The organism is Hymenobacter nivis, assembly GCF_003149515.1.
Classification (GTDB): domain Bacteria; phylum Bacteroidota; class Bacteroidia; order Cytophagales; family Hymenobacteraceae; genus Hymenobacter; species Hymenobacter nivis.
Genome location: NZ_CP029145.1, coordinates 2,294,303 through 2,316,815, shown reverse-complemented (window position 1 = coordinate 2,316,815; position 22,513 = coordinate 2,294,303). Strand labels below are relative to the sequence as shown.

Sequence of the window (22,513 nt, the reverse complement as noted above, 5' to 3'; positions counted from 1 at the left end):
CGCACATGTGGAACGCCACACGCCAAATCAACGAAACCGGCACCTGGTCGCTGAAAAGCACTACGCCGTCGGGCCTGGTGCTGTGGGCCATCTGGCTGATTGAGGCTACCATCATTGTGGGCGGCGCCTACCTGATGGCGGCGGCGCAGGCGCAGGAGCCCTTTTCGGAAGCCACCGGTGCCTGGGCCGACGAGGAAACGCTGGCCCATCCCGTGGGCTACATCGCGCAGACCGCCGACGCCCGCCGGGCTTTCGAAACCGGCTAGTTTCACCTACTCAAGCCCTACGTGGCCGAAACCGAGCTCGACCAGTTTGCCCGCGTGAAGCTGTACCCGGGCCCCCAACGACGATGCCTGCCAGTTCCTGACGCTGTAAAACGTAACTGCCGAGCGCGATAAAAAAGGTAAAGCCACCCAAAAAACCACTATCGTAGTGTAGCGCCCGGCCATCTCGCCCGCCGCCTGCCAGGCGCTGAAAACCCAGTTCGGGAGCCCGCCAGCCGCCGTCCAATAGGGCCCCGGGTGGGCGGGGCGCCCGGGGCCCGGCACCGGGCAAAAAGCTCCTCGCTCGCAACTATTGCGTAAATTGGGGCCCGTGTTGCTTCGTTCCTTCTACTTCCTGAGTTTGCTGGCGCTGGGCGCCACCCACCTCGCCGCCTGCGCCCAGGCCCCTGAAAAAATGCCTGCCGCGGCCCCATTGCCCGGCGCCGAAAAGCTGCCCTGGCTGCGTAATTTGCTTGACAGCTCGGTTGTGCTGCGGCCCCACGCCGTGGCCCTTGTGTTGGCCGACGCCGCCACCGGCGAGCCGCTGTTCGCCCAAAACGAAACCAAATACTTCGTGCCGGCCAGCAACATGAAGCTGCTCAGCCTCTACGCCGGCCTGAAACTGCTGCCCGACTCGCTGCCCAGCCTGCGCTACTTCAGCCGCGGCGACACGCTGTTCTTCCAGGGCACCGGCGACCCCACATTCCTGCACGGCGACGTGCCCAGCCGCCGCGCCTTCGCGTTTTTGCAACGTGCGCCCGGCCTGCTCGCCAGCTGCGACATTGCCTGCTCCACGCCCTACGGTCCCGGCTGGCCCTGGGACGATTTCGGCTACTACTTCCAGCCCGAGCGCACGGCGTTTCCGATTTATGGGAACACCGTGCGCTTCTACGCCACTCCGCCCGCGGGCAAGGTGGCCAGCCGGCTGCGCGTGCTACCCCAGTATTTTGCGCCGCTCACGGGGCCCGTGCCGGCCGCGCTGCGCACGCCTAATATCGACAAGGACACCCATGTAATTCGGGCCCTGGACGAGAACCGCTTCTACGTGGTGGCGCCGTTTAATAAAAGGTGGATCGACGAGGTGCCGTTCCGTACCAGCCGCGCCTTCACGCTGCGCCTGCTCGGCGATACGCTGCGGCGGCCGCTGGTGGGGGCCCCCTGGCGCCCGCGCCCCACCGATGTGGTGCATACCCTGCGCGGCCTGCCCGTGGACAGCCTCTACCGCCGGATGCTGCGCGTGAGCGACAACTTCCTGGCCGAGCAGCTCTTGCTGATGGCCAGCACTACCGTGGGCCTGCACGATTCGCTCAGTGCGCAGCGCGTGATTCGGTACGTGCGCAAAAAATACCTCGGCACTCTGCCCGACCCCGTGGCCTGGGCCGACGGCTCGGGCCTCTCGCGCCAGAACCTTGTCACGCCCCGCACCCTGGAGGCACTGTTGCTGCAACTGCACCGGGAGGTACCCGAGCCCCGCCTGCTGAGCCTGCTGGCCGCCGGCGGCCGCCAGGGCACGCTGCGCAAGCGCTACCACGACGCCCAGGGGCCCTGGGTGTGGGGCAAAACCGGCTCGCTCGCCAACAATACCAACCTGAGCGGCTACCTGCGCACCAAAAGCGGCCGCCTGCTGGCCTTCACTTTCCTGAACAACAACCATATCGTCGACAGCGGCGACATCCGCAACGAGATGGAACGCGTGCTGCGCCAGGTGCGGGCGCGGCTGTAGGTAGGGCCCCGGGTGGCGGTTGGACAGGCGGCAACTGCGTCGCCTTCCAAACTGCCCCGGGGCCCCGCCGCTACCCCGCTATGGGGCCCCGCAGCTCGGGGGCCCGGCGCAGTTTGGTGGCTTGCTCGTAGGCGTAGCCCAGGCCCAGTAGGGGCCCCTCGGCCCAGGCAGGGCCCACCAGCGAAAGGCCCACCGGCAGGCCGTGCGCCTGGCCCATGGGCACGGTGAGGTGCGGGTAGCCGGCCATGGCCGCGGCCGACGAGAAATCGAGGCCCGAGGAGTAGTCGCCGTTCACCAAATCGATGCAGCCGGCCGGGCCGGTGGTGATGCCGACGATGGCGTCGAGCCGGTTGGTTTGCAAAACGTTGTCGAGGATTTTGCGGGCGCCACCCTGCGAGCGGGCCAGGGCCGCGCGGTACTTGGTGCTGGCCAGGCCGTCGGTTTTCTGGGCTAGCTCCAGGGTTTCCTGCTGGAAGAAGGGCATGGCCTGCGCGGCGTGCTGGGTGTTGAAGGCGATGACGTCGGCCAGGGTTTTCACCGGGGCCCCCGCCCCGGCCAGGTACTGGTTCAACCCGGCCTTGAACTCGTAGAGCAGCACTTGGTATTCGGCGTCGCCGAGGGCCCCCGCGGGCCTGGCCACCTCTACTTCAACCACCGTCGCGCCCTGCGCTTTCAGGGCCGCCATGGCTTGCTGCATGAGCGCAATGGCGGGCGAGGTGCCAGTGAGGTGGGTTTTCTCCACACCCAGCCGCTTGCCTTTCAACGCATTCGTGTCCAGATACTTGGTGTAGTCGGCTTGGGCGTAGGCAGCGCTGCCTTTGGTAGCGGCATCGGCGGCGTCTTCGCCCGCCAGGGCCCCCAGCAGCAGGGCGGCGTCGCGCACGGTGCGGGCCATGGGGCCGGCCGTGTCCTGGGTGGCCGAGATCGGGATGATGCCTGTGCGGCTAAGCAGCCCCACGGTAGGCTTGAGGCCCACCAGTCCGTTCACCGAGCTGGGCGACACCACCGAGCCGTCGGTTTCGGTGCCGATGGCCACGGCGCACAGGCTAGCCGCCACGGCCGCCCCCGAGCCTGCGCTGGAACCGCTGGGCGTGCGGTCGAGCACATAGGGGTTTTTGGTTTGGCCGCCGCGGCTGCTCCAGCCACTGGTCGAGCGCGACGACCGGAAATTGGCCCACTCGCTGAGGTTGGTTTTGCCCAGCACCACGGCCCCGGCGGCGCGCAACTGCTTGACGATAAACGCATCCTGCGCCGCCTTATGGCCGGCCAGGGCCAGCGAGCCGGCGGTGGTTTGCTGCTGGTCGCCGGTGTCGATGTTGTCTTTGAGGAGCACCGGAATGCCGTGCAGGGGCCCCCGCACCTTGCCGGCCTTGCGCTCGGCGTCGAGTGCATCGGCCAGCTTCAGGGCGTCGGGGTTGGTTTCGATGATGGCGCGCAGGTTGGGCCCCTTGGTATTTACTTCTTCAATGCGCTTCAGGTACTGCTCGCACAGGGCCCGGGCGGTGTACTTGCCCGATTGCATGTGCTGCTGCAAGTCGGCCACGGTGGCTTCGTGCAGGGCGAAGGTCCCGGGCGCGCCGGTGGGGCCCGCCGCGGCCGGGTCGGTTTGCGCCGGGGTGGACGGGGCGGTGGAGCAGCCGGCTAGCGTGAGCGTGGAAACGGCAGCGCTGGCCAGCGCGCCGGTGCGGAGGAAAAAGCGGCGGTTCATGAGGAGGTCGTTTGGGGCAACAAGGTAGTGCGGGGGCCGCCATCGGCGCAAGGGCGGGGCCCGTGGCGGGCCGGGCTCCAGGCATTATTCAATATTATCTATCAATCATTTCATATTTCAAAATTGAGCTCATAATTAGCCCTTATCGTTGGCCGAGAAAATGCTCCCATTGGCGGTTTTTCGGTGCGTGTTTGCCGAAAACCAGGGGCCCTGGACGGGGTCCCTGTGCCGCCCTGCCCGGGGCCCCTGGTAATTTTGTATCACTCAAACTAACCAGGAAAACACTCTTTACGAGCACTTAGCTTCGATTAAGGTTCAGGTTATTTCACTTCGCTATTTTATTCTTTCTCCATGTTGTTCTTGTCTACTCTTTCGTTTTCGACGGCCCTGCGCCGGGCCCTGCTGGCCGCCTTGGCGTTGGGCTTGCCCGCCGCCGCCGTAGTCTAAACCATCTCCGGTTTCAGCCCCGCCCAAGCAGCGGCGGGCGCCACGGTCACCATTTCGGGCGCCGGCCTCGGCCCGAAAGACCTCGAATCGGTAACAATCAACGGGCAGACCATGAGAATCATCGGTAGCCAGGGCTGACGCTCAGTAAGCGCGGCCAGCGCCACTTCGGTTTTAAACTCGGCCGTACAGCGGCGGCGGGTGCGTTTTGGGGTCATAATCGAGCTAAGCTAGCCCGCCTAAACTGTCCAGTTTTTGGGGAGCACTACAGCTAGACTCTAAAAAAAATTAACCAGCTACTTTTCAACTAATCCTTGTTTATTGTGAAAAATAATACTCGTCGCTCACCCGCTTTCCGAAACCTTGGCCGTTGGATTATGCTACTATTGTGCGTGGGGCTGGTAGCCGGAACCCATGCTACCGCCCTGGCACAAGCATGCAACCTGACGATAGCTAATAACAACGCTAATACGACTTATAACATCACGACTGCTAATCAGGTCGTTTGCGTGACCGCAACTACCCTCAGCCGGGATATCATTATCGACGCCCCCAATTGTACTGTCAATTTTAACGGCAGCAACTCCAGCACATACACCGGAAGCTTGACTGTGACCACTAAGGGGACCAACTGCGTCATCAATAATAACAGTGGCTGCAACGTCTCCGGTAGCTCCAACGCCATCAATGCCACTACAACCATCAACAACAACAGTGGGGCTACCTGGAGCGGGAATTTTTATAACGGCGGCAATAAAATTATGGCGCCGCTCACGGTGGTGAATGCTGGTACCTGGGGCGGCGGCAATCAATTAGAAGCCAAAGGCAACTTGACGTTTACTAACACGGGCACGGTCAACGGCGTGCTTTTCTATGGCGGTTCGACCACGGGCCAGGCGTTTGTGCTGAGTAACAACGGCACCTGGAGTGGGCAGGTGGGAGCCAACTTTACTGGCAGCCTGAGCATCAGCAATAGCAGTAGCAAAACCTGGAGCGCCAGCCTGGCCATGAACTCGCTCACGGCTTTCGCCATCAACAACCAGGGCACCTGGGATGCGGCGCTGGGCTCATTCACGGTGGGCAGCCCGGGTAATGCCAACATCATCAATTCGGGCACCTGGAACAACCAAGGGTTCGGTCAACTGACGGGCACTACTACCATCACCAACAGCGGCGTCTGGAACAATACCCAGGTGAGCGTGAGCGGCAGCCTGACCATCAATCATTCAAATACGACGGCCAATACCTGGAAGGGCGTACCAGTAAATGAAAGCTCGCTGACAATAAATAATAGCGGTAACTGGGGTCTGGACATCCACTTTCCCGTCACGGGTCCTAATACTTTTACGACGCTGGCTGGCGGCACCATCACGCAGGGCAACGGACTTATCGTTGATGGGCCGACGACTTTCCAGAATAACAGCACGTTTACCATCAGCAAGCCGAGCTTTGTCCTGCCGGCCGGTTCCAGCATCAGCAACCTGGCGGGTACCTTCAACTTATCGGGCGGCGTTGACAACAAAGGGAGCATCAGCAACCAAGCCACGCTGAATGTCACGGCTTACCAAACGTCCACCAACACCGGCACGTTGGTCAACAGCCGTTCCGGTCAGATAAACGTGTCATCATCTTTCACCAATAGCGGGACCGTGACGAATAGCGGGACGGTGGCTACCATCGGCTCGTTCACTAACAGTGGGACTATCAGCGGCCCGGCCAGCCCCCTGCGCGGCAGCTTTACCGTGACGGGTACCTCGGCGAATAGTGGCATTTTTGGCGGCAACACCTCTGCCAACCAGTTAAATTTCTGCGAATCAAACACCGCGCAGCCCACTCATAGAGGCTTCGACACGCAGAGTGGAACTGTCGGCTCGAGCACCACTATCTGCTCCGCAACACCGCTGCCGGTGGAGCTTGTGCGTTTCGACGCCGCCGTAGCCAATGGAAGGGTGGTGCTGAGTTGGGCCACGGCATCGGAGAAAAACGCTGCCTATTTCGTCGTAGAGCGTAGTGCCGACGGGCGTCGCTTCGAAAGCCTGTTGACCACCAAGGGCCAAGGCACTTCGACGACTTTGACTGAATACCAGGCCACCGACGGGCAGCCCCTGGCAGGCCAGAGCTACTACCGTCTCCGGCAGGTCGATACAGATGGCACAACAAGCTACTCACCGGTGAGCGCCGTGAACCTGGAAACCCGTCTCATCCGCTTCACCTTCGCTCCCAATCCAACATCCGATGAGGTATTGATAACCCTGGCTGCCGGGCCTGCGCAGCCGGGTACCGGGGATGTGTTCAGCCTCAACGGCCAACTGATGCTGTCGCAGTCATGGGAAGGTGGCGGGGCCGTTCCGCTCGATATGCGCACCTTGCCGGCAGGCGTGTACCTGTTGCGAATCCGGACGGCGGGCCAACAAACCATGCACCGGTTGTTGAAGCTCTAGCAGCCAAAATCCTGCAGATAACTATGGGCGCGACTACAGATTCTGGGTCACGAAATTCGTCATCCGGCGGTAGGGGTGCAGCAGGGCTTACGCATCAAAATTGCACGAGTGCCTTTACTGCATCCGGTACCGTTTCACAACCATTTGTGGTAGTCAGGTTTTCGAACCAAATGTGCCCTCACGAGCTAGAAAAAAGGTGCAGAATTTTTGATGCGTAAGCCCTGCATCGGTAGCGGTAATGGTAAAGGAAGTAGCCAGTAGGTGCAGGTGGTGATGCCGCCGGCCGCGGCTACGGGCTACATGCGCCTCACTACTACGAAGGGCACGGCCCTCACGGCACCTAAGTTGGGCATCACCCGCAAGTCGTCGGATGTGAAGTATGCTGCTCAGGTGGCGCCTGGCAACGTGGTCACGGCCACGGGCAACTACTCGACCCCCACGATGGGCGACCTCAACAACAACGGCTTGGTGGACCTGATGCTGGGCCAAGGCGACGGCACCATTCGGTAGTATGAGCAATCGGCTGCTAAGTCGACTAACTTCGGCCCCGGCACGCTGCTGCAAAATGCCAACGGCATTGCCCTGACCGTGGGCGACGTCAACAACGCCAACACCAAGTACGCCAAGCCTACCCTGACTGACCTCGACGGCAACGGCCTGTTGGAGCTGCTGGTAGGCGAGGAAATTGGTCGGGTGCTGCGCTACGAGCAAGTAGCTGCCACGGGTACCGATGCGCTGCGCTTCAATCGGACCCTGCTTTTTGCCAACCCCTACGGCACGGCCACGGCCAGCGCCCCCACCAACGGCTCGTACGCCCGGCCCGCGATGACCGACCTCGCCAGTAACGGCCTGCTCGACGTGCTGGTGGGCAGTAACGACGGCACCATACTCCGCTACGAGCAAATGGCTGCCAGTTCGCTCACGTTTAATAATCCTCCTAGCCAAATGTAAGCTGGTCGATGGCACCGTCATTGACGCCGGCGACGGGGCCAAGCCGTTGCTGACCGATTACAACGGCGACGGCTACCTCGACATGCTGCTCGGCAACAAGGCCGGTACCACTGTCCTCTACACGCAGTCTGCGGCCAATTCCGTGAAATTCAAGTTGCTGAATACCCTCACAGACGACAAAGGCACCAACATCAGTACGCCCAGCGCGGCCCTGGTCATTACCGATATCGACGGCAACGGCTTTTTCGACCTGTACGTGGGCAACGCCAACGGCACCTTGCTCCGCTACGAGCAAACGCAGCCGGCGCCGCTGCCCGTTACGCTCACGGCCTTTACCGGCCAAGCCACGGCCCGTGCCAACGTGCTGCGCTGGGCCACTGCTTCGGAAAAAAACAGCGCCCGCTTCGTAATTGAGCGTGCCGTGGGCGCCGAGTTCGTCGCCGTGGGCAGCGTAGCCGCCGCTGGCAGCAGCAGCGCCCTCAGCTACGAGTTTGCCGACGCTACCGGCCTGGCTGCCGGCACCGCCTACTACCGCCTGCGCCAGGAAGACCCGGACGGCACCGTGGCCTACTCGCCCGTGGTAGCCATCGTGCGGGCTGCCGGGGCCCTGGGGCCCCCCGTGGCCACCGCCTGCCCCTCGCCCTTCGCCGAAACCCTGTCGGTGGCCCTGCCCGGCGCGGTAGGGGCCGTGGCGGCCACGGCGGCGCTGCTCACCACCGCTGGCAGCCCATCCACCGCCAGGCCTCGCCGCTGAGCGGCACGCCCCAGGCCCTGCCTGGGCTGCCCAACCTGCCCGCCGCGTCCTTGGTTGCCTGCTGGCGTGCGGGGGCTGCACCGGGCCGTCCGCCAGGGCCAGCGGAAAGAAAGCAGCCCAATAAGGGAAACCGGATTAAACGCTGAGCGGCTTTGGGGCTCTTACCTGGCAAGGGCCCACCGGGCCAGGAGTGGGCCGCTGGCCCGCGCCGGCGGCCGGGCCCCTCCACACTTTTCTGGCGCGCACGGTGGCGAACAGGTTGTTTTTGCTTGGCTTTCTGGCCTGCCTTGGCGTGGCCCCGCACCGCACCCAGGCCCAGCCCATACTGCCGCCAGCGGCGCGCGCCGATTCCCTGGCCGCCCGGCCGGCGGGGCTACCTTCGCAGGTGGTGCTGCGGCTTGATTACGCCGCCCGGGTGCTGTTTGCCGGGCGCGACTACGGCGTCCGGCAGAGTGCAACCACACCGTCGCTGCTCTACAACCACCGCAGCGGGGCCTACGCGGGCGTCTCGGGCGGCTTCTACAGCCAAGCGTCCCCCAGCTACGTGCTCACCGACTTCTCCCTGGGCTACGGCAACCTGCTGGGTAGCAAGCTGCTGTATAACGTTTCGTACGACCGGTACTTCTACAACGCAAGCGGCTCGGCTGTGCTGGCCAACACCGGCGGGCTGCTGCTGAGCTACGACTTCGGGCCGCTCAGCCTGGGCAGCAGCTACGCCTTTTTGTTTGGCGACGGCCAAACCGGGCACCGTCTGGTACCCTCGCTCTCGGGCTACCAGGCCTGGAAACACCTGGGCTTCATCGATAAGCTGTTCGTGCTGCCCAGCTTGTCGGCCATCATTGGTACCGAAAACACGAGCTACCAAATCTTTTCTCCCAAAGTAGTGCAGGCCGCCAAAGCCAAAAAAACCAAAAAAACCGCCGCGGCCCCCATTACCGAGCAAGTCAACGACTTCGGCCTCATGGGCTGGAACCTGGCCCTGCCCGTGAAAGCCCGCATCGGGCATTTGACGCTCGGAGCCACCTACAACTATGCCCTCCCCATCAAGCTTCCGCACGAGGACGACGAAGCCGGCTTCGGGGCCAAAAGCTTCGTCAGCTTCTCCCTCAGCTACAGCTGGAACACCAGCCGGCAAGGCAAGTGAACAACTGATTAATAGTTGATTAATAAAAAAAAGATTGTTTTTTAACGCGAGTTAAACCTTGGGCCCATGGCGGGTTCCAACCACCGTACTTGCTCTCGCTAGCCCTTCGGCGGCGGAGCAGGGGCGCGGCACGGGGGCCGGGCCGGCCGCGAAGGCCCCGCACCCCCGTCCGCTGGCTGTCGCGGCCGGCCTTTGCATTATTTCTGTTTTCAATCAAGCACTTCCGCTGCCGGCGGGCCCAGGCGTGCGCCAGCCCGGGGCCGAGCCGACGTTCACATTTTGCCTTTCATTCACCCCCGTTTTTCCACTTCCATGAAAAAAATTATTTTGGCAGCCATTGTCTGCCTGGGCAGCTACGCCGGCCATGCCCAAAACCTTACGCAAGACGAGCAGCAGCTCCAGCAGGTAAAGGAGAGGATTGCGAAGCTGGAAACCGAGATTGCCAGCACCCGGACGGGCCTCACCAAGGACGCCGCCGACATTACCGCCGACAAGGCCACCATCAAGGCTGAAGAAAAGCGCGTGGCCGCCCTGGAAAAAGCCCTGGCCGAACAGCGGGCCGACCTGCGCCACGGGCGCCACGACATGGCCCTCGACCACGCCGACCTCAAGCTCGACCGCGCCGATAAGAGCACCGACAAGGCCTTGCTCAAAGGCGATAACCAGGCCCTGGCCACCGACCACGTGGCCCTGAAGGGCGACCGCGGCACGGTGCAGACGGATGCCCAGAAGGTGATTTCCGACGTCAAAAGCGGGGCTTCGTCCGCCCGGATAGCCGCCGATGAGCAGGCGCTGGCCACGGCTAAAGCGGGCCTTGCCACGGCCAAGGAAAAGCTGACCCACGACCTGGGCACCCGCGAGCACGACCGCGGCCTGCTGGCCCGCGATACCAAAGAGTTCAAGACCGATAAGGGCGAGCTGCACAAGGACGAAATGGCCTACAAGCACCACGAGGCCATCCTGGCCAAGGACAAAGGCAAGTTGGACGCGACCAAGGACCACCTGGCCGCCAACAAGACCGACCTGAGGGCCGACCGCCAGGACGCTAAGACCGACCACCGGGAGCAAGCCCAGGACAAGCGCGAGCTGGCCCGGGAGCGCCTGCAAAAAGTGCGCGACCAGCGTGAGATTCAGCGCGACAAAAACCAGATGGCCCACCACTAGAGCGGTTTCCGCACGACTGTACTTAGTTAAAAGTGAAGAGTTAAAGAGCAATCCGAAAAGATTTTAACTCTCCACTTTTAACTCTCTTAAAACACGTACACTGACTTAGGAGCTGCCCTAGAGACCCCAGTAGAAAACGAGACGGCAAAGCGCCGGGCCCCCAGGCCCGGCGCTTTTTTTTAACCCCGCGCTCGCGCTTACGAGGCTATCCAAATAAGTGGCCATGCTCACCTGGCGTCCATCTTCTCCACCTACTCGGGTGGCCTCTCAGAGTACTCTATCCTACTATTTTCACAGGCGTTTGAAAATTAGTCAGTTGTCGCACCATCCAATCTAATAAGGCTTCAACTAATCGGACCAGTTTGTGCCGGGTACCAGTGGCTGGGCGGGTGGTTTGACGCAAGATGCTTAGGCCATTGCGCGCCAGACTCGTGGCCCGATAGCCGTGGTTTTTGCGGGCGATGGGCGTGCGCTGGTCGGCGGCTTGGCCCACACTCAAACAAAAGGCGTAGGTGAATGTGACCAGGGCCAGGAGCTTACGCAGCTCGTGGCGGCAGCGCAAGTGGCTGTTTTCCAGTTGAAAGTCGCGCCCTTTCAGGTTCTGAATGCACTGCTCAATGGTCCAGCGCCGGGCGTAGAGTTGTCCCAGGTCGGGCAAGCCGGCGGTGCCAAAGAGGAAGAGGAAGTCGCCCCCGGCCAACGCTTTGACCCAGACCTGTCCCCAGATGCCGTCGACCTGCCGCTGGGCAAAGTGGCGCACCTGCCCAATGGCCAGCTTCAGGTCGGCAATGGCCTGGCGCTGGTCGTGGGCATCGGGCAGCAGGTGATGCCGGGGCAGGCGCATGACAAAATTCAGCCCGCTGTCTTGGAGCCACTTGAACCAAGCATGGCCCACGAACGCCCGGTCCCCCAGCACCAGGCCGACCCGCTCGTGGCCCGGCACGGCCCGGCAGACTTCGCGCACGGCGCTGCGTTGGGCGGCATTGGAGTTGCCGCTGCGGTTGTCGGGCAACTCCCAGTAGAGCGGCACCTGAAACGCGTCCTGGCCCACGGCCACGGGCAAAATATTGACCCGGCACTGGCCGGCAGCCCACTCCGTCCGGTCCAGGTACAGGCGGAGCTTGCTCTGGACTGGTAAAAATCTGACTAGCAAGCGGGCCAACACCAGGTAGTCCAGGTCAACCTCCCGAAAAAAGCCCTGAACCCGGGGTTCGTTCGAGGCGGGCTTGACGGCGTCGTTCAGGTGCTGGGCCACTTCGCAAAACTGCACGTTGCGGCTCTTTATCAGCCCAATAATGAAGTGGGCAATGAATTTTTACCGCGCCAGATTCCGCACCAGGGGCACGTGTTGGAGAACGGTCGTAATTTTGGCAATGAGGCCTTGCTTTACGGGGCAGTCCGACCTTTGGTGTAGGAACCCCAAAGGTCGGACTGCCCCGTTTTTATGCCCCCGATCTTAGTAGGGTAGAGTGCTGACCTGGAAATCGCTCTAGTACAGCACCCGGAACTTGATGGTGTGCTCCACGGCCCGCAGGGCCTGAATCACGTCCTGGTCGTACTCCTTATCGATGTCGGTTATCACGTAGCCGATGTGCTCGTTGGTTTTCAGGTACTGGCCCAGGATGTTGACGTGGTGCTGAGCCAGTACGTTGTTGATGTTTGCCAGCACGCCGGGTACGTTGGCGTGGATGTGAATAAGGCGATGGGCCTGCTGCGTAGGCAGCTGGATATTGGGAAAATTGACGCTCTGCTGGGTGTTGCCGGTGTTGGTGTACTCCATGAGGCGCTCGGGCACGAACTCGGCGATGTTGCGCTGGGCCTCGGCCGTGCTGCCGCCGATGTGGGGCGTGAGCAGCACGTTGGGCAGGCCGCGCAGCTCGTTCTCGAAGGCCTCGGCGTTGGTTTTGGGCTCGTGCGGAAATACGTCCACCGCCGCGCCGCCGAGGTAGCCGCTGCGCAGGGCGGCGGCCAGGGCGGGCACGTCCACCACGTGGCCGCGGGCGTTGTTGAGGAACAGGGCCCCCGGCTTCATCAGGGCAAACTGCGGGGCCCCAAAAAAGTCTTGGTTCTCGGTGCGGCCGTCGATGTGTAGTGTCACTACGTCGGCCAGGGGCAGCAGTTCTTCTAGGGTTTTGCACTTCACGGCGTTGCCGAGCTGGAGCTTTTCGGCTACGTCGTAGTATAGCACCTTCATACCCACGGCCTCGGCCACCACTGAGAGCTGCGAGCCAATATTACCGTAGCCGATGATGCCCAGCGTCTTGCCCCGAATCTCAAACGAGCCACCGGCCGACTTGTCCCACTCGCCGGCGTGCATTTTTGGGTTTTTGACCGGGATGCGGCGGGCCAGCATAATGATTTCGCCCAGCGCCAGCTCCACTACCGAGCGGGTGTTGCTGAAGGGTGCGTTGAACACGGCCACGCCCTTTTTCATGGCCCCGGCCAGGTCAATCTGGTTGGTGCCGATGCAAAAGGCGCCGATGCCGATGAGGCGGTTGGCGGCGTCGAGCACGCGCTGGGTCACCTGCGTTTTGGAGCGGATGCCCAGCAGGCTCACGCCTTCGATGCGGGCAATGAGTTCGGCCTCGTCCAGGGCCCCCTTCACTTCGTCTACCTGGTAGCCTTCGGCGCGGAAGAGCTCGGCGGCGCGGGCGTCGGGGTTTTCGAGGAGCAGGACCTTGATGCGGTTCTTGGGGTACGAAAGGGTCATCGGTAATTTCAGCTGATACAAAAACTCGTCAAAAGTGGGCAATACTTCGTCGGCGCGGGCTACCACGGTAGGGCGCACCACGTTTTCGGTGTAGGCGTAGAAGCGGTGGGCCAGCCCGGCCTCCCGAATCTGGTAGTCGGTGTAGCCGTCGCCCACCACGTACACGGGCCCCTCCAGGTCGAGCAGCACGAGCTGGCGAATCTTGCCGCCGTCGCGGCTGAGCACGTTGGCCGCGTCGCAGCCGGTAATGTTGCCTTCGGCGTCAAACGTGAACGTGTTGGCCAGCACATGACTGGCTTCAATGCCAAACTCGGCTACCACCGGCTCGATAAACTCCCGAAACCCGCTGCTCACCACGTAGATGCGCTCGGCGTGCTGCCGGAAGAAGTCGCCGTTGCGCCGGATGCTCTCGCTGACCCTGGTTTTGAGCCGCGCCACCAGGGGCCCCAAATGCCGCTCGTGGGCCCCCAGCAGTGCCAGCCGCCGGGCCAGCGACTCCTGAAACCCGATTTCGCCCGCCATCCCCTGGTCCGTCAGGGCCCTGATCTGGGCCACCCGCCCGGCCTGGTCAGCCTGGCCGGCGAGGGCAATGGCGGCCAGCTCATCCAAGCCTTCCACTTGCGTGAAGGTGGAGTCGAAGTCGAAAACGAGGTAGGGCAGGGGGGCGGCGGGGTCGGGCATGGCCACAAAGATGGGTCGGGCATTAGCCTTCACCACTTACGTCCAGCATTAGTCCCGCAAAAAGGCGTATCGGCGGCACTCATCGTCAGATGCCAGGCCGGCGGCAAAACTGGAGGCCAGTACTTCGAGGTAGCCCTCGCCGCCTTGCACCACATAGTGGCGGTGGTACTTGAATTTGTCCCAGTGCTTCCAGCCGTAGTAATGCCGTTCTCGCAGCTCGCGGGTAGCGGCCAGCCACGCGGAGTTGGGTACTTCCAGCAGGAAGGAGGTAAAGGCGTGTGGCTCCGCCGCATAGGGTAGTAAGTCGGTGCTGACGGTACTTGTGGCCCAGCACTCGGAAAAGGTGATTTTGCCTAGGTGGTTGGGTAATTCTTCCCCTGCTTCGTCCCAGAGGGTAAAAAAAACTTCACAACTACTACTGGTTACGCTAATGGCGAGTGCAAGTGGACTTTGGGGATCTTGCCAGAAAGGCAATTGGACGGCAACGGCGTTGGGCATAGCCGCAAAGATGTGCCCGCCGTTGGCTTCGCCTTAAGCTATGGTACACGTCCCACCAACACGGTAGCTTGTAAAAAGCGAAACCCCGGTGTTGGCGCACCGGGGTTTCAAGAAGTGAGCGGTCAAACACCCGAACTTTTTATTCAAAGGCTAAATTTACCGTGACTTCTCCTCGCGCCAGCTGAACTCGGGCTCGTAGCCCAGCACGCGGCGGGCTTTCTCAATCGAAAGCAGTGTTTCGTGCTCGCCCAGCTCCTTGCGCACCGGCACGTGGGGCAGGAAGTTCTTCATTAACTCGGTGGAGGATTTCGACATCACCGTGTCGGCGTTGGCAATGATGAAGGCGTGCATGCCGGTGGCCTGCCACTCCACGGCCTTACGGATGGCCTGCGAGCCGTCGCGGGCGTCGATGTAGGCCCACATGTTCCACTTGCGCTCCTCGGGGTCGTCGTCGTAGGCCGGGAACTTGGCGTAGTCGGCGGGCTCCATCACGTTGCTGAAGCGCAGGCCGACGAGTTTCATATCCGGCGTTTGGAGGCAGAACTGGCGGGCCATATCCTCCATCAGCACCTTGGCCAGGGCGTAGGCGCTCTTGGCGCGTAGCGGGTAGTCCTCGTCCACGGGCGCGTAAGGCTCGGCGCCGTCGAAGGGTTCGCCCAGTGTGGTTTCGCTGCTGGCCCAGATAACGTTGCGAATACCCAACCGCCGCGCTGCCTCGAACACGTTGTAGGTGCCCATGATATTGTTCTGGAACAGGTGCGCATCGGGGTACTGGCGCGGGGTGGGGAAGGCCGCCAGGTGCACAATCGCATCAAAGGCCTGGTTGCCCACGCCGGCGTGGATTTCCTTGCCCGTGGAAGACAGCGCATCGAGCGTCTGGCCGAAGTCACTAAGGTCGGCAATGATGTGCGGGATGCCTTTTTCGGGGGCCACGACATCCACGACGAACACGTCGTAGCCGTGGGCTTGCAGGTCGGCCACGCAGACCTTGCCTAGCTTGCCGGTGCCGCCGGTTACGAGCACGCGCTTGGGGGCGGTTTTCTTGGGTGATTTCATAAAACGAGTTGCTTGGAATGGACGGCGGGGCCCCGGGGGGCGTCCGCTGGGGTTAGTACGGCCGCTAGGCCCGCGCCGCCGTGTTCGCCCCGGAAATTCTGGGTTTGCTAAGCGCCTGCACTCGTTTAGAGTGGTTTACGAGCCGCTGGAGAGGGGGTCGCCCTGTACGAGTCTGTGCACGGACTCGTGCCCGCTCAGGCCATCCGCTACGCGTTGCACACGGGCAGCCAGTGGTCGTTTTAGCAGGTGGGGCACGGTACCTGGTCGCCCTTGGCCAGGGTGTGCACGTGGCCGCAGCGGCAGCAGGCGTGGAGCCCCGGCGCCCCGGCGCGGCGTTGGAGGTGCCGGAACCGCTCGGGCCAGGTGGGCAAGCCGGGGCGTACGGGCTCGGTTTCGGGGTGGAAGTAGATGCTCAAGTTGCCGGTGGTTTCCATATAGGAGCGCACCTGGCCTAGGTGCTCTACCTGGTGCTGGCGGAGCTCCCCGAACAGCTTCTTTTGGGTGAGGCGCAGCTGGCGGAAGTTTTCCATGTGCACCCGGCCGTCCTCCACCAGCAGCAGCGGGGCCCCTTCGAGCCAGTCTGCTGAAGTGCGGCGACCACTCGGTGAAGCGGTTGAAGAGCCAGTACAGCGCCGTCACCACCGCAAACACCGCGGCCACGTGCAGCAGCGGCATGTCGTTGTAGAAAATGGCGTTGCCGGCCGCCAAGCTCAAGGTCAGGATAATACTCAGCTCGAAAATGGACAGCTGCCGCACCCCGCGCCGCCCGGTCACGTGCAGGGCCCCAGCGTGAGCAGGTACGCGGCGGCGCAGCAGAGCGCGAGTGCACCCAAACAGGCGGCCGGCGCGTCGTCCGGCCACAATATGCGGTGCCAGGTAAAGGGTTCGATGGGAACAGCCAAGGGCACAAAGGGTGGGTGGGGAATAACGGCCGCCGGCTCATTTACGGCTCTGTAGAGGGTGCGGTGGCATTTAGCCGGGGCAGTGGACTATTTTTTCACGAAAACTCACCTGCCCATGGCTACCAGCCGGGGTGGGGCCAGCGCGTAATTTTGTGGCTCAATCAGTTGCCCCGTTTAATGAAGCCTTTTTTTCTCGCTGCCACCGCGCTGCTGCTGAGCGCCGCCGCTCCTACCCCCACCGCGCCCACGGCCGCATTGCGCAGCCGCACGTTTTTGCTCACGTGCCAGGCCACGGTGCCCGTACCGGCCGCCGGTACTAGGGCCCTGGAGGTGTGGATGCCCGTGCCCCACGCCGACAAAAGCCAGGACGTGGCCGACCTGAAAATTGAGGCCCCGGGGCCCTACACCGTCGAGAAGGACGCCTACGGCAATCAAATGCTGCACCTGCGGCCCGCCGCCGTGCCCACCGCGCCGCTGGTCGTCACGCTCACGGCCCGCATTACGCGCCGCGAGCACCTGAACCTGCGCGCCACCGACGACCACGCCACCGCCGAAACGGAGGCCCGCGACCCCAACCTGGCCCGCTGGCTGGCCCCCGACCGCCTCGTGCCACTTGACTTCAAAATAAAGGCCCAGGCCCAGGAAGTGGTGGATAAAGCCCACGCCACCACACCCTTGGCCCAGGCCCGCGCCATCTATGAGCACGTGGTGAGCACCGTGACCTACGACAAAACCGGCCAGGGCTGGGGCCGCGGCGATATCTACTACGCCTGCGACGCGCGGCGCGGCAACTGCACTGATTTCCACGCCATCGTCATCGGATACTGCCGGGCGCTGGGCATCCCGGCGCGCTTCAGCATCGGGCTGCCGCTGCCGGCCGGGCACGGCCAGGGTGAAATCAAGGGCTACCACTGCTGGGCCGAGTTCTTCACCAAGGAAACCGGCTGGATGCCCGTCGATGCCTCTGAGGCGGCCAAAGACCCCAGCAAGCGCGCCTACTTCTTTGGGGCCCACGACGAAAACCGCGTTGAGTTCACCCGCGGCCGCGACCTGGCCTTGGTACCCAAGCAGGCTGGACTGCCCCTTAACTACTTCGTATACCCCTATGCCGAGGCCGACGGCCAGCCGCTCGAAGTGGCCCGCACTTACACCTTTGTCGACGTAGCGCCCTAACGCTGGTCGTAAATAAGCTAAGTTGATAACCTGCGTTGGTGTAGGAAAGACAGCGGCTAGTTTTGCCGCATGTCCACCCACTATAGTTACTGGCAGGTATGCGCCTGGCTCTTGGTCGCTGCTTGGCTAGCCACGCCAGCAGTGGCGCAGGTGCCGCTTCCCGCTTCTCCGCACGTTGCCTGGGACCTACCCCTTAGCCTGGCAGCCCTCGACTCTACCAATGGTATCGGCCCTATTGCCTTTGGTGTAGGCTTGCCAGAGGTGCCCCTCGTGCTCACCGAGCTGAAAGCAACTAATACCGCCCTAGTGGGAGCCCGGGCCGCCAACATTGCTCTGGTAGTTAATGGGCTACGACTTTACGGTGGTATTATTCTGGTCGCCTATCGCGGACACATCGCCAAACTAAACCTCGGCGTCAGCGATGCGGCGGACGCCGAGCCCCTGTTAGCGGCACTGCGGGCCCGTTACGGGTCGGGCAAGCAGGTTGGCTATCAAACAGTGGAGTGGGTAGGCTCGGTCGTCACGCTCCGCTATGTACCCGTGTTCGTCCGGCCTTCTAAAACAGTGTTGGGCTCGCTATACTTGCTCAATAATACTTTGGTGGCGTAGGAGAAAGCCGACAAATCGGATGCTCGGCGGCCCTGACTAACCAAAATACGCTGGCCGATGCTAAGGCGGCGGCCGACGACCTCACTCTGGTGAAGGAATAGGACCTGAGCACTGAGTAACTGCACCTTTGTTGTGAATAATATGCTGAATAAAAATAACTTTGCTGCCACTCAAAAAGGGTACCCTCAACGTGGGGGCTTTTTTGGTCGAAATGTATTGATTGGCCTACGCGGTGGCTACCGGCCGGGCGGCTTGTAACTCGGTCACGTCGGCGGTCTTTAGCTGCAAACTCATGGCTTCGGTCAGCTCCGTCACCTGCCCGGGGCTGGTGCCGCTGGCGATGGGGGCCGTAATGCCGGGGGCCTGCATCAGCCAGGCCAGGGCCACCTGGGCCGGGGTGGCCGAGTGGCGGTCGGCCACGGCATCCAGCGCGCTCAGGAGGGCCAGGCCTTTGCCGTTCAGGTACTTCTTGCCGATGCCGGCGCCACGCGGGCTCTTCTGGAGGTCGGCCTCAGCGCGGTACTTGCCGGTGAGGAAGCCGGCGGCCAGGCCGAAGTACGGGATGACGCCGATGCCGCTGGCCTGCACGATGGGCAGGTCGTCTTTCTCAAAAGCCTCGCGGTCGTACAGGTTGTATTCGGGCTGGAGGCTCTCGTAGCGGGGCAGGCCGTTTTTGGCCGCATCCAGGGCCGCTTGCAGGCGCGTGGGCTTGAAGTTAGAGGCTCCGATGGCGCGGATTTTTCCTTCCTTCAGCAGCTCAGCGTAGGCTTCGAGGGGCTCGGTTACGGGAAGGCTCTCGTCGTCTTTGTGGCTTTGGTAAAGGTCGATGTAGTCGGTCTGGAGGCGGCGCAGCGAATCTTCGACGGCGCGCTTGATGTAGGCTTTCGACAGGCCCTTTTTGCCGGGGCCCAGTTCCATGCCCACTTTGGTGAAAATCAGCACATCGTCGCGGCGGCCGCGCTGGGCCAGCCACTTGCCAATCACGGTTTCCGACTGCCCGCCGCCTTCGTGGCCGGGGGCCCAGGCCGAGTACACGTCGGCCGTGTCGATGGCATTGCCGCCGCCCGCCACGAAGGCGTCGAGTACGGCGAAGGAAGCGTTTTCATCGGCCGTCCAGCCGAACACGTTGCCGCCCAGCACGAGCGGGGCAATGTACAGGCCGGAGTGGCCCAGTTCACGAGGGGTTGCCATTGGAAGATGAAACGGGAGAAAAAAGCGAAAGCGGCCAGTGCAGCTCCCTCCTAAACTCCCAAAAACTGGTTTGGGTTGGCCGCGCCGCCCGGGGCCGGCCCGGCAGCCTCGCCGGGGCCCCAAGGCCGGGGCGCGAATTTCCCCCACCTTTGGGCATGGAGTACGAGGCCCTGCGTGCGTTTCGCAGCCGCAACTTTCGCTTGTTTTTCGGCGGTCAGTCCCTATCGTTGCTGGGTACCTGGATGCAGAAAACGGCGGTGAGCTGGGTGGTGTACGCCGAGACGCACTCCAAGTTTATGCTGGGCGTGAGCGTGTTCGCCACGCTGTTCCCGTCGGCGCTGTTCTCGCTGCTCGGGGGCGTCGTGTCCGACCGCTACTCGCGCTACCGGGTGCTGCTGGCCACGCAGGTGCTGTCGATGATGCAGGCCGGGCTGCTGGCGCTGGCCGTGTTTTGGCAGCACGATGCGGTAGCGGCCATCATCGGGCTAAGCGCCGTGCTGGGTATCATCAACGCCTTCGACGTGCCCGCCCGGCAGTCGCTGGTGTACGATTTGGTGGACGACAAGCAGGACGTGCCCAACGCGGTGGCCCTCAACTCCACCATGCTCAACCTCTCGAAGCTGCTGGGGCCGGCCGTAGCGGGCTTCGCCATCGAGCAGTTGGGGGCCGCCGCCTGCTTCGGCCTCAACGCGCTCAGCTTCGTGGCCGTTATCGGGTCGCTGCTGGCCCTGCGGCTGCCCGCCCACGTGGCCCGGGCGCACCCCAAGGCCCTGTTGGGTGAGCTGGCCGACGGCTTCCGCTACGTGCGTGACACGCCGGACATCCGGTTCATCATCGGGGCCCTGGGGTTGATGGCCCTGCTGGTGCTGCCCTTCACAGCCCTCATGCCGGTCTACGCCAAGGACGTTTTCCAGGGCACGGCTACCACCTTCGGCCTGCTCGACGGGGCCATTGGGCTGGGTGGGTTCGGGGCCGCGCTGTACCTCACGTCGCTGCCGCCGAGCACTGATTTGGGTAAAGTAATGACCGTCAATACTTTTGTGCTGGGTGTGGGCCTGCTGCTGTTTGCCTACACGCCGTGGTACTGGCCGGCGCTGGCCTTCCTGGCGGTGGGCGCGTTTGGCATGATGGCCCAGACCACCATCAACGTGACGCTGCTGCAAACCACCGTGTTGCCGGCCATGCGCGGGCGCGTCATCAGCCTCTACGTGCTGGTGTACACCACCGCGCTGCCGCTGGGTAGCCTGCTAGTGGGCGTGGCCTCGGAGCGCATCGGCGTGCAGGCCACCGTGCTGGCCGAGGGGGCCCTGGCGCTGCTCATTGGCCTGCTCTACCTGCGTAACCTGCGCCAAACCCGGGCCTCCGCCGGGCTGTTGGCGACGGGCGGCTCCTGAGTTGCTCGTTGTCAGTTGCTTGTTGTCAGTTGTTTGGCAATAAGCCAGGCTGTTTAGAAAGCAGTATTCCAGTCATTCTGAGCGCAGCCGAAGCATCTCTACCGCTTTTTTGAACAGCCCCGGCGAAGCGGTAGAGATGCTTCACTGCGTTCAGCATGACGTTCTTATTGGTTTCATCAACTTTATAAACAGCCTTATAGACCGACTAATAACTGACAAAGACCAACTGACAACCCCTTTTAAATTAGCTACCGCACCACTTTGTTCAGTGCCAGCAGTAGCCCTTGCAGCTCCTGGTTGAGCAGGCGCACGGCCGATTGTAACTCGTTGAGCACGTTGGCCCGCACGGTGAGTTGGTCGGTCGAGTACTGGCCGTCCGTGCCGAAGAGCAGCGCCGCCAACTGCTTGCCTTTCGGCGAATTGGGCTGGGCGAGCTGGCCGTAGTGCTCCCAGCGGCGGCGGGCGTTGTGGGCCAGGCTCGTCTGGCCGCCGTTGCTGAAGGCGGGCTCGGTGAGCAGGTACCACACGCTGGGCGGAAACACGTCGGACGCCGGTTTTTCGCTCCACACGTCGGCCAGCAGGTTGCGTGGGTGCGTGAGCTCGGTCGAGTGGCCGCCGGTCAGCGTCAGCAGCCCCAGGCCCGCCGCCAGCAGGCCCCCGCCGATGCCAAACGTATACTGGGTCGCCTTGTTGTCAACCACCGGTGTGCCAATGCCGCTGGCCGCCCCAATGCTGATGGACAGCACGTTGAGGCACTAGGTGCGGCGGTCATCCCGGGCCTTGAGGTAGCCAGCCATTTGGTCGGCGCGTTCGCCCTCGCAGTCCAGCTCGGCGTTCAGGCTCGTCACTGTGGTGCTCACCAGCGCCATCTGGGCCCCAATCAGCTGGCGCAGGCGCAGCACGGCTACCTCGGCGGCGGGCCCCGGCTGCTGGTGGGCGGTGGCTTCCAGGCTCAGCAAGGTGGTGAGGGCGGGCAGCAGGCCGGCGGCTTTGGCCGTGAGCAAGTTGCGGCGCGGGTAGCGGGCCAGCAGCGCCGGCGTGAGGGCCCCCGCAAAATCGGCCCGCGGCGCAAACGTAGGGTCGTAGCGGTAGGGCGGGGGTGGGTCGCAGTAGCTGGCGGCCACGTTCAGGCGGCTGGGCGGGTGGCGCAGCCGGCCAGGGCCAACAGCAGGGCCAGAAAGTAAATTTTGGGCATCTTGGGCAGTTCAAACGCAGAATTTGCCCGCAAAGAACGCCGCCGCGCTTACACCTCGTACAGCTCCAGCGGTAGCCCGTCGGGGTCGGCAAAGAAGGTGAAGCACCGGTCCGTGAACTCATCCACCCGAATGGGCTCGTAGGCCACGCCGTGAGCGGCGAGCCGCCGCGTGGCCTCGGCTAGGTCGGCCACGGCAAAGGCTAAGTGGCGCAGGCCCAGGGCCTCGGGCCGGCTGGGGCGTAGCGGCGGGCTCGGGAAAGAAAACAGCTCGATAACGTACTGGCCATTTACGGCCAAGTCGAGCTTATAGGAATCACGCTCGATGCGGTGTACTTCGCGGATAATTTCAAGGCCCAGCACCTCGGTGTAAAAGGCCTTCGACGCGGCGTAGTCGGCGCAGATGATGGCGATGTGGTGCACGCCCGCCAGGGCCAGGGGTTGGGAAATAGTCATGGAGCAAAGAAAGGCAATCCGGGCCCCCGGCCTCAGCCGGCCACCCAGTGGGTTTTTTC

23 protein-coding genes are annotated in these 22,513 nt (G+C 62.9%); 11 read left to right on the top strand and 12 right to left on the bottom strand.

Translation table 11 applies throughout. The features are described from left to right. Positions 1 to 5 precede the first annotated feature (5 nt). Together DDQ68_RS10290 and dacB are read left to right on the top strand one after the other, a co-directional pair. Entirely contained in the window at positions 6 to 266 is a 261-nt protein-coding gene (locus tag DDQ68_RS10290) for a hypothetical protein (protein WP_109656218.1), read from the top strand. Between the two features lie 328 nt (positions 267 to 594). Next, positions 595 to 1,986, top strand: coding sequence for a D-alanyl-D-alanine carboxypeptidase/D-alanyl-D-alanine endopeptidase (dacB, locus tag DDQ68_RS10280; protein WP_162550017.1), 1,392 nt, complete (start codon positions 595 to 597; stop codon positions 1,984 to 1,986). Between the two features lie 70 nt (positions 1,987 to 2,056). On the opposite strand, the gene DDQ68_RS10275 is transcribed toward dacB, so the two are convergent. Beyond that, on the bottom strand, positions 2,057 to 3,694 hold the full coding sequence (locus DDQ68_RS10275) for an amidase (protein ID WP_109656215.1): 1,638 nt from the start codon (positions 3,692 to 3,694) through the stop codon (positions 2,057 to 2,059). A gap of 443 nt (positions 3,695 to 4,137) precedes the next feature. After that, a complete protein-coding gene (locus tag DDQ68_RS10270) occupies positions 4,138 to 4,356 on the bottom strand; it encodes a hypothetical protein (protein WP_109656214.1) in 219 nt (72 codons plus the stop codon). A 105-nt stretch (positions 4,357 to 4,461) separates the two neighbouring features. Here DDQ68_RS10270 and DDQ68_RS10265 point away from each other — a divergent pair, with 105 nt between their 5' ends. The 6 genes from DDQ68_RS10265 (at position 4,462) to DDQ68_RS10240 (ending at position 10,592) form a co-directional block, all read left to right on the top strand. Continuing rightward, positions 4,462 to 6,579 (top strand): T9SS type A sorting domain-containing protein, encoded by a 2,118-nt coding sequence (locus DDQ68_RS10265; RefSeq protein WP_162550016.1) that lies wholly within the window; start codon positions 4,462 to 4,464, stop codon positions 6,577 to 6,579. 300 nt (positions 6,580 to 6,879) lie between these two features. Continuing rightward, entirely contained in the window at positions 6,880 to 7,089 is a 210-nt protein-coding gene (locus DDQ68_RS10260) for a hypothetical protein (RefSeq protein ID WP_162550015.1), read from the top strand. A 78-nt stretch (positions 7,090 to 7,167) separates the two neighbouring features. Beyond that, positions 7,168 to 7,530: a hypothetical protein gene (locus tag DDQ68_RS10255; RefSeq protein WP_109656211.1), complete on the top strand. Its 363-nt coding sequence runs from the start codon at positions 7,168 to 7,170 to the stop codon at positions 7,528 to 7,530. A gap of 46 nt (positions 7,531 to 7,576) precedes the next feature. Next, on the top strand, positions 7,577 to 8,284 hold the full coding sequence (locus DDQ68_RS10250) for an FG-GAP repeat domain-containing protein (RefSeq protein ID WP_109656210.1): 708 nt from the start codon (positions 7,577 to 7,579) through the stop codon (positions 8,282 to 8,284). A gap of 265 nt (positions 8,285 to 8,549) precedes the next feature. Beyond that, positions 8,550 to 9,428: a TorF family putative porin gene (locus DDQ68_RS10245; RefSeq protein WP_162550014.1), complete on the top strand. Its 879-nt coding sequence runs from the start codon at positions 8,550 to 8,552 to the stop codon at positions 9,426 to 9,428. Positions 9,429 to 9,740: 312 nt separating this feature from the next. After that, positions 9,741 to 10,592 (top strand): coiled-coil domain-containing protein, encoded by an 852-nt coding sequence (locus DDQ68_RS10240; RefSeq protein ID WP_109656208.1) that lies wholly within the window; start codon positions 9,741 to 9,743, stop codon positions 10,590 to 10,592. A 277-nt stretch (positions 10,593 to 10,869) separates the two neighbouring features. Here the strand turns inward: DDQ68_RS10240 and DDQ68_RS10235 are convergent, their stop codons facing one another. From DDQ68_RS10235 to DDQ68_RS24275, 6 genes are all read right to left on the bottom strand, one after another. Continuing rightward, complete coding sequence (locus tag DDQ68_RS10235) at positions 10,870 to 11,862, bottom strand: transposase (protein WP_162550013.1); 993 nt, start codon at positions 11,860 to 11,862, stop codon at positions 10,870 to 10,872. Positions 11,863 to 12,081: 219 nt separating this feature from the next. Beyond that, entirely contained in the window at positions 12,082 to 13,983 is a 1,902-nt protein-coding gene (gene serA / locus DDQ68_RS10230; protein WP_109658394.1) for a phosphoglycerate dehydrogenase, read from the bottom strand. Between the two features lie 48 nt (positions 13,984 to 14,031). Next, positions 14,032 to 14,481 (bottom strand): hypothetical protein, encoded by a 450-nt coding sequence (locus DDQ68_RS10225; protein WP_109656206.1) that lies wholly within the window; start codon positions 14,479 to 14,481, stop codon positions 14,032 to 14,034. Positions 14,482 to 14,637: 156 nt separating this feature from the next. Beyond that, positions 14,638 to 15,537 carry an NAD-dependent epimerase/dehydratase family protein gene (locus tag DDQ68_RS10220; protein WP_109656205.1) on the bottom strand — a complete coding sequence of 300 codons (900 nt, stop codon included), beginning with the start codon at positions 15,535 to 15,537 and terminating at the stop codon, positions 14,638 to 14,640. Positions 15,538 to 15,776: 239 nt separating this feature from the next. Then, on the bottom strand, positions 15,777 to 16,088 hold the full coding sequence (locus DDQ68_RS10215; protein WP_162550012.1) for a YetF domain-containing protein: 312 nt from the start codon (positions 16,086 to 16,088) through the stop codon (positions 15,777 to 15,779). A 219-nt stretch (positions 16,089 to 16,307) separates the two neighbouring features. Next, positions 16,308 to 16,439, bottom strand: coding sequence for a hypothetical protein (locus DDQ68_RS24275; RefSeq protein WP_281271099.1), 132 nt, complete (start codon positions 16,437 to 16,439; stop codon positions 16,308 to 16,310). A 177-nt stretch (positions 16,440 to 16,616) separates the two neighbouring features. Here DDQ68_RS24275 and DDQ68_RS10210 point away from each other — a divergent pair, with 177 nt between their 5' ends. Together DDQ68_RS10210 and DDQ68_RS10205 are read left to right on the top strand one after the other, a co-directional pair. Further along, a complete protein-coding gene (locus tag DDQ68_RS10210; protein WP_109656203.1) occupies positions 16,617 to 17,612 on the top strand; it encodes a transglutaminase-like domain-containing protein in 996 nt (331 codons plus the stop codon). A 69-nt stretch (positions 17,613 to 17,681) separates the two neighbouring features. Next, complete coding sequence (locus DDQ68_RS10205; protein WP_109656202.1) at positions 17,682 to 18,221, top strand: hypothetical protein; 540 nt, start codon at positions 17,682 to 17,684, stop codon at positions 18,219 to 18,221. A gap of 225 nt (positions 18,222 to 18,446) precedes the next feature. Here DDQ68_RS10205 and DDQ68_RS10200 read toward each other — a convergent pair whose 3' ends face one another. Further along, positions 18,447 to 19,412 (bottom strand): aldo/keto reductase, encoded by a 966-nt coding sequence (locus tag DDQ68_RS10200; RefSeq protein ID WP_109656201.1) that lies wholly within the window; start codon positions 19,410 to 19,412, stop codon positions 18,447 to 18,449. A gap of 155 nt (positions 19,413 to 19,567) precedes the next feature. Between DDQ68_RS10200 and DDQ68_RS10195 the strand changes: the two genes are divergently transcribed. Next, on the top strand, positions 19,568 to 20,806 hold the full coding sequence (locus tag DDQ68_RS10195) for an MFS transporter (protein ID WP_109656200.1): 1,239 nt from the start codon (positions 19,568 to 19,570) through the stop codon (positions 20,804 to 20,806). A gap of 248 nt (positions 20,807 to 21,054) precedes the next feature. On the opposite strand, the gene DDQ68_RS10190 is transcribed toward DDQ68_RS10195, so the two are convergent. From DDQ68_RS10190 to gloA2, 3 genes are all read right to left on the bottom strand, one after another. After that, positions 21,055 to 21,552, bottom strand: coding sequence for a hypothetical protein (locus DDQ68_RS10190; protein WP_109656199.1), 498 nt, complete (start codon positions 21,550 to 21,552; stop codon positions 21,055 to 21,057). A 9-nt stretch (positions 21,553 to 21,561) separates the two neighbouring features. Beyond that, positions 21,562 to 21,930 carry an LBP/BPI/CETP family protein gene (locus DDQ68_RS10185; protein WP_109656198.1) on the bottom strand — a complete coding sequence of 123 codons (369 nt, stop codon included), beginning with the start codon at positions 21,928 to 21,930 and terminating at the stop codon, positions 21,562 to 21,564. 119 nt (positions 21,931 to 22,049) lie between these two features. Beyond that, complete coding sequence (gene gloA2 / locus DDQ68_RS10180) at positions 22,050 to 22,454, bottom strand: SMU1112c/YaeR family gloxylase I-like metalloprotein (protein WP_109656197.1); 405 nt, start codon at positions 22,452 to 22,454, stop codon at positions 22,050 to 22,052. Positions 22,455 to 22,513 lie beyond the last annotated feature (59 nt).

Bases quoted from the DNA above. Each gene is read 5' to 3' on its own strand.
- DDQ68_RS10290 (WP_109656218.1), top strand. From the start codon at position 6: ATGTGGAACGCCACACGCCAAATCAACGAAACCGGCACCTGGTCGCTG.
- DDQ68_RS10275 (WP_109656215.1), bottom strand. From the start codon at position 3,694: ATGAACCGCCGCTTTTTCCTCCGCACCGGCGCGCTGGCCAGCGCTGCC.
- DDQ68_RS10270 (WP_109656214.1), bottom strand. From the start codon at position 4,356: ATGACCCCAAAACGCACCCGCCGCCGCTGTACGGCCGAGTTTAAAACC.
- DDQ68_RS10260 (WP_162550015.1), top strand. From the start codon at position 6,880: ATGCGCCTCACTACTACGAAGGGCACGGCCCTCACGGCACCTAAGTTG.
- DDQ68_RS10240 (WP_109656208.1), top strand. From the start codon at position 9,741: ATGAAAAAAATTATTTTGGCAGCCATTGTCTGCCTGGGCAGCTACGCC.
- serA (WP_109658394.1), bottom strand. From the start codon at position 13,983: ATGCCCGACCCCGCCGCCCCCCTGCCCTACCTCGTTTTCGACTTCGAC.
- DDQ68_RS10225 (WP_109656206.1), bottom strand. From the start codon at position 14,481: ATGCCCAACGCCGTTGCCGTCCAATTGCCTTTCTGGCAAGATCCCCAA.
- DDQ68_RS10220 (WP_109656205.1), bottom strand. From the start codon at position 15,537: ATGAAATCACCCAAGAAAACCGCCCCCAAGCGCGTGCTCGTAACCGGC.
- DDQ68_RS10210 (WP_109656203.1), top strand. From the start codon at position 16,617: ATGAAGCCTTTTTTTCTCGCTGCCACCGCGCTGCTGCTGAGCGCCGCC.
- DDQ68_RS10205 (WP_109656202.1), top strand. From the start codon at position 17,682: ATGTCCACCCACTATAGTTACTGGCAGGTATGCGCCTGGCTCTTGGTC.
- DDQ68_RS10200 (WP_109656201.1), bottom strand. From the start codon at position 19,412: ATGGCAACCCCTCGTGAACTGGGCCACTCCGGCCTGTACATTGCCCCG.
- DDQ68_RS10195 (WP_109656200.1), top strand. From the start codon at position 19,568: ATGGAGTACGAGGCCCTGCGTGCGTTTCGCAGCCGCAACTTTCGCTTG.
- gloA2 (WP_109656197.1), bottom strand. From the start codon at position 22,454: ATGACTATTTCCCAACCCCTGGCCCTGGCGGGCGTGCACCACATCGCC.